Genomic DNA, 6,650 nt, shown 5'->3' with positions numbered 1-6,650 from the left:
CGAATATGTCAATGAACCTTGTCTGTCGATTGAGCGGCACCATCAGCCCGCCGGCGCCTTCGATGACGAGCGGTGTCGGCAGGACCGGAAATGAAAGATCGTCGGCCTCGATCGCGACGCCGTCGATTTCGGCTGATCGATGCGGCGACAGCGGCATCGTCAGTCGATAGACTTCGGGCAGCACGCGTCCGTCGGGCAAGCCGGAAAGCCGGGCGACGACCTCGCTGTCAGTCTCCTCGTCGAGGCCCGATTGCACCGGCTTCCAGTAGAAGCCGTCGAGCAGCCCGGCAAGTCCGGCCGAAAACACTGTCTTGCCAATTCCGGTGTCTGTTCCGGTGACGACGATGCGTTTGGTCATGCTGTGGCCAACACCTCGACGAGAGCCTCGACCATGGCGGAAATGTCGGTCTCGTCGACGTTGAGCGTCAGCGAAATGCGCAGGCGCGATGTGCCCTCGGGCACCGTCGGCGGACGTATGCCGCGTATGTCGAAGCCGCGTGCCTGCAGGGCCGCCGCCACCGCCATGGTGCGCCCAACGTCGCCGATGACAAATGGCTGGATCTGCGAGCCGCTGGGTACGACGCCGCAGCGCTCGGCCAATTGGCGGCCGGCGCAGGCAACGCGTTCCTGCAGCTGAGCGCGGCGCATGGGCTCGTCGGACAGAATAGTCAGCGCTTCGCGCGCCGCGACCGCCATCAGCGGCGAGGGCGCGGTGGCGTAGATGAACGGCCGGCACCGGTTGACGAGATAATCGCACAGTGTCCTCGGCCCGGTGACGAGTGCACCGGATGCGCCGAGCGCCTTGCCGCATGAGTGGAGCGTGACGATGTTGTCGCGGCCTTGGCACGCGGCGGCCAGTCCCCGGCCGTCCGGTCCCCAGACGCCGGTGGCATGCGCTTCATCGAAGACGATGAATGCTTGGTACCGATCAGCCAGCGCGACCAGGCTCTCCATTGGCGCACGGTCGCCATCCATGCTGTAAAGGCTTTCGACGGCGATCCACACGCGCCCCATGCCGCCTTCAGCGCGCCAGCGGGTGATTGCGCCCTCGACAGCGTCGACGTCGTTGTGCGCGGCCAGCTTGAACTCGGCGCGTCCGGCCTGTGCCCCCTCATGCATGCTGGCATGGGCGAGTTGGTCGAGGACCAGCAGGTCGCCCTTCTGCGGCAGCGCGGTCAGCAGAGCGAAGTTGGCGATATAGCCGCTGCCGAAGAACAGTGCGCGCTCGGCTCCGAAAAATGCCGCTGCGTCCGCCTCCAATTGCTCATGTTCCGGTGCGTTGCCGCGCAACAGCCGCGACCCGGCGGCGCCCACCGGCGTGCCCCGCGCAATCGCCGCCGCAACCGCGTCGCCTAGCCTTCTCGAAGCGGCAAGTCCGAGATAGTCGTTCGACGAGAAGTCGAGCCCGGCGCGCGGTGCGAGCGTCCGCAGCCGGTCCTTGCGCGCCAGCCCCTGCAAGGATGCGTCATAGCGGGCAAGAATTGCCTCGTTCATTGCGTGGCGAGTTCCATCGGCTTGATGCCGAGACGCTGGAACAGAAGGCTATCCTTGTCCTCGCCGGGATTGTCCGCCGTCAGCAGCGTGTCGCCGACAAAGATCGAGTTGGCGCCGGCAAAGAAGCACAGCGCCTGCGTTTCGTCGCTCATCGCCGTCCTGCCGGCGGACAGCCTTACACAGGATTTCGGCATCATCACCCGCGCGAGCGCAACGATGCGGACGAAATCGATCGGATCGATGGCGTCGGCCGCGGCAAGCGGGGTGCCTTCGATGGGAATAAGCATGTTGATCGGCACGCTTTCCGGCAGCTCGGGCAGGTTCGCGAGCGTGACCAGCATGTCGATGCGATCGGTCTTTTCTTCTCCCATCCCGACGATGCCGCCGCAGCAGACTTTCATCCCAACCGCGCGCACGTGCCCAAGCGTTTCCAGCCGGTCGGCAAAAGTCCTGGTTGAAATAACCTCGCCATAGTAGCGCTCAGAGGTATCGATGTTGTGGTTATAGTAGTCGAGACCGGCCTGCTTCAGGCGAGCAGCTTGCTCAAGATCGAGCATGCCGAGCGTCATGCAGGTCTCCATGCCGAGCGCCTTGACGCCCTCGATCATGGCGACCACAACGTCCATGTCGCGCTCCTTGGGACTTCGCCACGCTGCGCCCATGCAATAGCGCGTTGCGCCGCCATCACGCGCCTTGGCCGCTTCGTCGATGACATGCTTGACGTTCATCAGCTTCGACGCCTTCACCCCGGTTTCGTAATGCGCAGACTGGCTGCAATAGCCGCAATCTTCGGGGCAGCCGCCGGTCTTGATGCTAAGGAGGCGCGACAGCTGCACTCGGTTTCGATCGAAGTTCTGGCGGTGGATCGTCTGAGCTAGGAACAGCAGATCGTTGAATGGCATGCCGTAGATGGCCTCGGCCTCTTTGCGGTTCCATCGCGGAGGCGTTCCATCGACCGATTGCATGGTCTGGTTCACGTCGAACTCCGAGTTCATTCCAATCGTCATCGTCAAACCTTTGTTGCTAGTCCGGTACGCCTTCAGGAGTCTGTCGACCAGCAAGCTCGGTCCGACTTGGCTTTGGAGCGCACTCGCTAAAAGGCGAGCTGCGGCACGTCTTTCCATCGCCTTCCTACGCCTGCCGAGCTGATGTTGCTCCTCATGTCGTAATCCTCAGTTCAAATGCTTGCAGATGTTCTGGTGGTCCGGCATGTCCAGGCCGATGTCGAGGATCGGGGCGCTGTGCGTCAGCCATCCCATGGAGATGAGATCGACACCGGTCGCCGCAATCGCCGCCGCCGTTTTCGGCGTCACCCGACCGGAAGCCTCGGTGATCGTACGGCCACCCACTATAGAAACCGCGCGGGCAAGATCCTCGACCGACATATTGTCGAGCAGCACCGCGTCAACACCAATCGCGAGCGCTGCATCGAGCTGCTTCAGCGTGTCGACCTCAACCTCGACCTTCACCATATGCCCTGCGGCGGCGCGCGCCCGCTCTATTGCTGTGCGGATATCGCCGGCGATCGCGATGTGATTGTCCTTTATGAGCACGCCGTCATCGAGGCCGAACCGGTGATTGGCACCGCCGCCGACGCGCACGGCGTATTTCTCCAATGCCCGCAGGCCGGGCGTCGTCTTTCGCGTCGATACAATCCTCGCCTTGTGACCGCGCACGGCCTCAACCATCGCCGCTGTGGCAGTGGCAATGCCGCTCAGCCGGCATAAGAAATTGAGGGCCGTGCGTTCGGCCGTGAGCAGGCCTCGCGCGGGTCCGGACAATCTTGCAATGGTTTCCCCGGCCCCGACATCGCTGCCATCAGGGCGCCAGATCTGGATGTTAATCGCCGGTTCCACGAGCAGGAAGGCGTACGAGACCAGATCGAGCCCGGCAACGACGCCCGCCTGCCTCGATTTGAGCACCAACGTGGCAGTGCAATCATGCGGGATAACCGCATCGCTGGTCAGGTCGCCGCATCTGCCCAGGTCTTCGAGGAGCGCACCGCGCACGATCGGTTTGATCAGGGTCGCGGGGAGGGGGGAGAATGAAATCATATCAGGTGCTCCGTATTGTAGCCCGGCAATCGAGTGCGGCCGCGGCCCGCATTGCGCTGTGCAGTGTCAGCCGTGATGGGCGCGCGTCGGCATCGTGGAGCGGGAAATCGGACCGACAGTGCGCGCCTCGACTCTCTTCCCGCCCCAGGGCCGCCACGGCGATCATCAGTGAGACCAAAGCCGGACCAGAGGCAGCGACATTGTCAGCTGCGATCGGCAGCAGGGTCGCCACCGCTTCGCGCATTGCCTCGCCGTCGCGGATGATACCCAGGGCGGCGGAGACAATCGGGCGGACCGCGGAAGCGTCTGGTCGTGGAGGGACGAATGTGGAGCATCTGCGCGGTCGCCGGGTATACGACGTGCCGGCAACGCTTTCGGCAACCCAGCTCGCGGTGACCGCCGCTTCGGTGAGCGAGTTGCTGGCCAGGCGGTTGGCGCCGTGCAGGCCGGTACAGGCGACCTCACCGCAGGCCCACAATCCCTCGATGGAGCTGCGGCCGGCGCTGTCTACGGCGACGCCGCCCATGTGATAATGTGCCGCCGGGCGCACCGGGATCGGGTCGGTCGCGGGGTCGACCCCTGCGCTCCGGCACAATTCGGCGATGCCTGGAAAACGCTTGCCAAATCTCGGGCCGAGACTTTGCCGTGCATCCAGGAATACGCGGCGTCCAACGGCAAGCTGGTGCCAAATGGCGCGCGCTACGACGTCGCGAGGCGCAAGTTCACCGCCAGGTGTGTCAGCGAGGAAGCGCTCTCCTCGCTCATCGATAAGCACCGCGCCTTCGCCACGCACGGCTTCGCTCACCAGCGGCATTGGCCGGCGCGGACCGTCGAGCGCAGTTGGATGGAACTGTATGAATTCCAAGTCGGCGAGTTCCGCCCCCGCCCATGCGGCGAGCGCCAGCCCGTGACCCCATGAGCCAGCGGGGTTTGTCGTGTCGCAAAACAGCCCGCCGACGCCGCCGGTCGCCAGCACCGCGCGACGCGTGGGCAGAGCGAGCGCGCCGGCTCGTCCTGCGGCGACCACGGCGATGACCGACCCGTCCTGCACGACCAGCCGGCGGACCTCCACATTTTCGATAGTGGTGATCGAGGCTGTACGCCGAACCGCGGCGATGAGCACGCGCACCAACTCGCGACCGGTGGCGTCGCCGGCTGCATGCACAATCCGCCGTCGCGAGTGTGCCGCCTCGAGCCCAAGTCGCAACGCGCGGTCAGGGTGCTGGTCGAAGGCGACGCCGAACCTTTGGATCGTCCTAATCGCTTCGGGTGCAGCTCGGACCACTCGCCGCACCGTGGCCTCGTCGCAGAGTCCGTCGCCGGCAGCTATCGTGTCGCAAAGGTGAAAATCCGGGCCGTCGTCGCCGCCGAGACTTGCCGCAAGACCGCCCTGGGCAAGCTCACTGCAGGCTCCGGTTCCAAGCGGCGCGTTGGTCAAAAGCACGACCGGTTCCGGCGCCAGATGAAGCGCCGTCATCAGGCCGGCAATGCCGCCGCCGATGACGACCGGCGCCCCGGCGATGTCGCGAACCTCCAGGCTCATAGGGAAAGCATGCGCTCGACCGCGCGGCGGGCGGGGCCGGCAATTTCCGGATCAATCCGGACCTCATGCCGGTTCTGCTCGAGCGCGGCGCGAATGTTGGCCAGGTTGATGCGCTTCATGTGCGGGCACAGGTTGCATGGGCGAACGAACTCGACGTCGGGATGCGCGACCGCGACGTTGTCGCTCATCGAACATTCGGTCAGAAGGACGACACGCGTCGGTTTCTCCCGCTCGACATAATCCGACATCGCTGCGGTCGAGCCGGAGAACTCCGCCTCCGCGACAACGTCTGGTGGGCATTCTGGATGGGCCAGCACGATGACGCCTGGATGGGCATCGCGCAGTTCCCGAATGTCTGCTGCGGTGAAGCGCTCATGCACCTCGCAATGGCCTTTCCAGGCGATGATCTCGACGTCTGTATCGGCTGCCACGTTCCTCGCCAGATATTCGTCCGGCAGCATCAGCACGCGCGCCACGCCAAGCGATTCCACCACCGCCTTCGCGTTGCCGGACGTGCAGCAGATGTCGGACTCCGCTTTTACGGCGGCCGAAGTGTTGACGTAAGTAACAACGGGGACCCCCGGATACCGCAGCCGCATTAACCGCACGTCGTCTGCCGTGATCGATTCGGCCAGCGAGCAGCCGGCGCTGAGATCCGGGATGAGCACGGTCTTGTTCGGATTGAGCAGTTTTGCCGTCTCGGCCATGAAATGAACGCCGGCAACCACGATGATGTCGGCGTCGACCGTCACCGCCTTGTGGGCCAACGCCAGGCTGTCGCCGACGATGTCTGCCACGCAATGAAAAATTTCGGGCGTCTGGTAATTGTGCGCCAGCACCACCGCATTGCGCTCACGCTTCAGCGCTAAGATGGCTTCAATATCGCCGGCGAACGCGAGCCATTCAACGGGAGGGATCACCCGCCGGACACGCTCATACAGGGACGCAGCCATAGGTAACGCCCCAGCCATTGGCGCCTCGATTATATTCGGTTTGACAATAAGGGAATATGTCTACCTTGACTATAAGTATGTCAAGCCCGCGCCAGCGGTAATTTTGTCCCGGCGATAGCCCTGTCGTCGAGAACGGCATGGCGGAAGCGATAAAGCTTCGCCGGTCGGCCGCCCGTGTCGAGGGAGGTCTCCCCAGTCTCCTCAACAAGATCCTGCTGCTCGACCAGTCTCCGGAAGTTGGGCTTGTTGATGAGCCTGCCAGCCAGAGCTTCCACGGTTCGCTGCAGTTGCAGCAGCGTGAAGGAAGGCCGCATAAGCTCGAACACGACCGGCCGGTATTTGATCTTCGAACGCAGCCGCGCAATCCCGGTTGCCAGAATACGACGGTGGTCAGCGACCATTGGTTTGCCAGCCGCGGCCGCAATCGCGTCCCTGCCGCCACCGGCCTCTTCAATCAGAGCAGCTTCATAGAGCAACTCGTAGCGTTGGAGCGTGAGTTCCTCGTTCCAATGGCGGTCGTCGAAGCCGAAGGCTATCGCAGCGCGCTGCCGGCGCTCGCGTTGAGTGGTCGGCTCGCTGGCGCCGCCGGCCCACTCAATCAGGCGG

Annotated in this window: 6 protein-coding genes and 1 pseudogene; all 7 read right to left on the bottom strand. The window is 64.0% G+C overall.

The window, feature by feature from the left end:
* Positions 1-358, bottom strand: a 358-nt coding sequence (gene bioD / locus EOA85_RS23690) for an ATP-dependent dethiobiotin synthetase BioD (RefSeq protein WP_164759832.1), incomplete at its 3' end; no start/stop codon positions are given.
* Positions 355-1,494, bottom strand: coding sequence for an 8-amino-7-oxononanoate synthase (locus EOA85_RS23685; RefSeq protein WP_127211378.1), 1,140 nt, complete (start codon positions 1,492-1,494; stop codon positions 355-357). The genes EOA85_RS23685 and bioD, both read right to left, overlap by 4 nt.
* Entirely contained in the window at positions 1,491-2,459 is a 969-nt protein-coding gene (gene bioB / locus EOA85_RS23680; protein ID WP_245485973.1) for a biotin synthase BioB, read from the bottom strand. The genes EOA85_RS23685 and bioB overlap by 4 nt, the downstream gene beginning before the upstream one ends.
* Before the next feature lie 207 nt (positions 2,460-2,666).
* Positions 2,667-3,548, bottom strand: a complete 882-nt coding sequence (gene nadC / locus EOA85_RS23675; protein ID WP_206523353.1) for a carboxylating nicotinate-nucleotide diphosphorylase — start codon at positions 3,546-3,548, stop codon at positions 2,667-2,669.
* A 1-nt stretch (position 3,549) separates the two neighbouring features.
* Positions 3,550-5,091 carry an L-aspartate oxidase gene (locus EOA85_RS23670; RefSeq protein ID WP_029354892.1) on the bottom strand — a complete coding sequence of 514 codons (1,542 nt, stop codon included), beginning with the start codon at positions 5,089-5,091 and terminating at the stop codon, positions 3,550-3,552.
* Positions 5,088-6,062 carry a quinolinate synthase NadA gene (nadA, locus tag EOA85_RS23665; RefSeq protein ID WP_029354894.1) on the bottom strand — a complete coding sequence of 325 codons (975 nt, stop codon included), beginning with the start codon at positions 6,060-6,062 and terminating at the stop codon, positions 5,088-5,090. The genes EOA85_RS23670 and nadA overlap by 4 nt, the downstream gene beginning before the upstream one ends.
* A gap of 62 nt (positions 6,063-6,124) precedes the next feature.
* Positions 6,125-6,650: pseudogene (locus tag EOA85_RS23660) on the bottom strand (hypothetical protein); the annotation flags it as partial.

The sequence above is a fragment of the Mesorhizobium sp. M5C.F.Ca.IN.020.29.1.1 genome (assembly GCF_003997375.1).
Classification (GTDB): Bacteria; Pseudomonadota; Alphaproteobacteria; order Rhizobiales; family Rhizobiaceae; genus Mesorhizobium; species Mesorhizobium wenxiniae.
The sequence above is the reverse complement of the archived record's forward strand: the minus strand, read 5'-3'. Positions and strand labels throughout refer to the sequence as shown.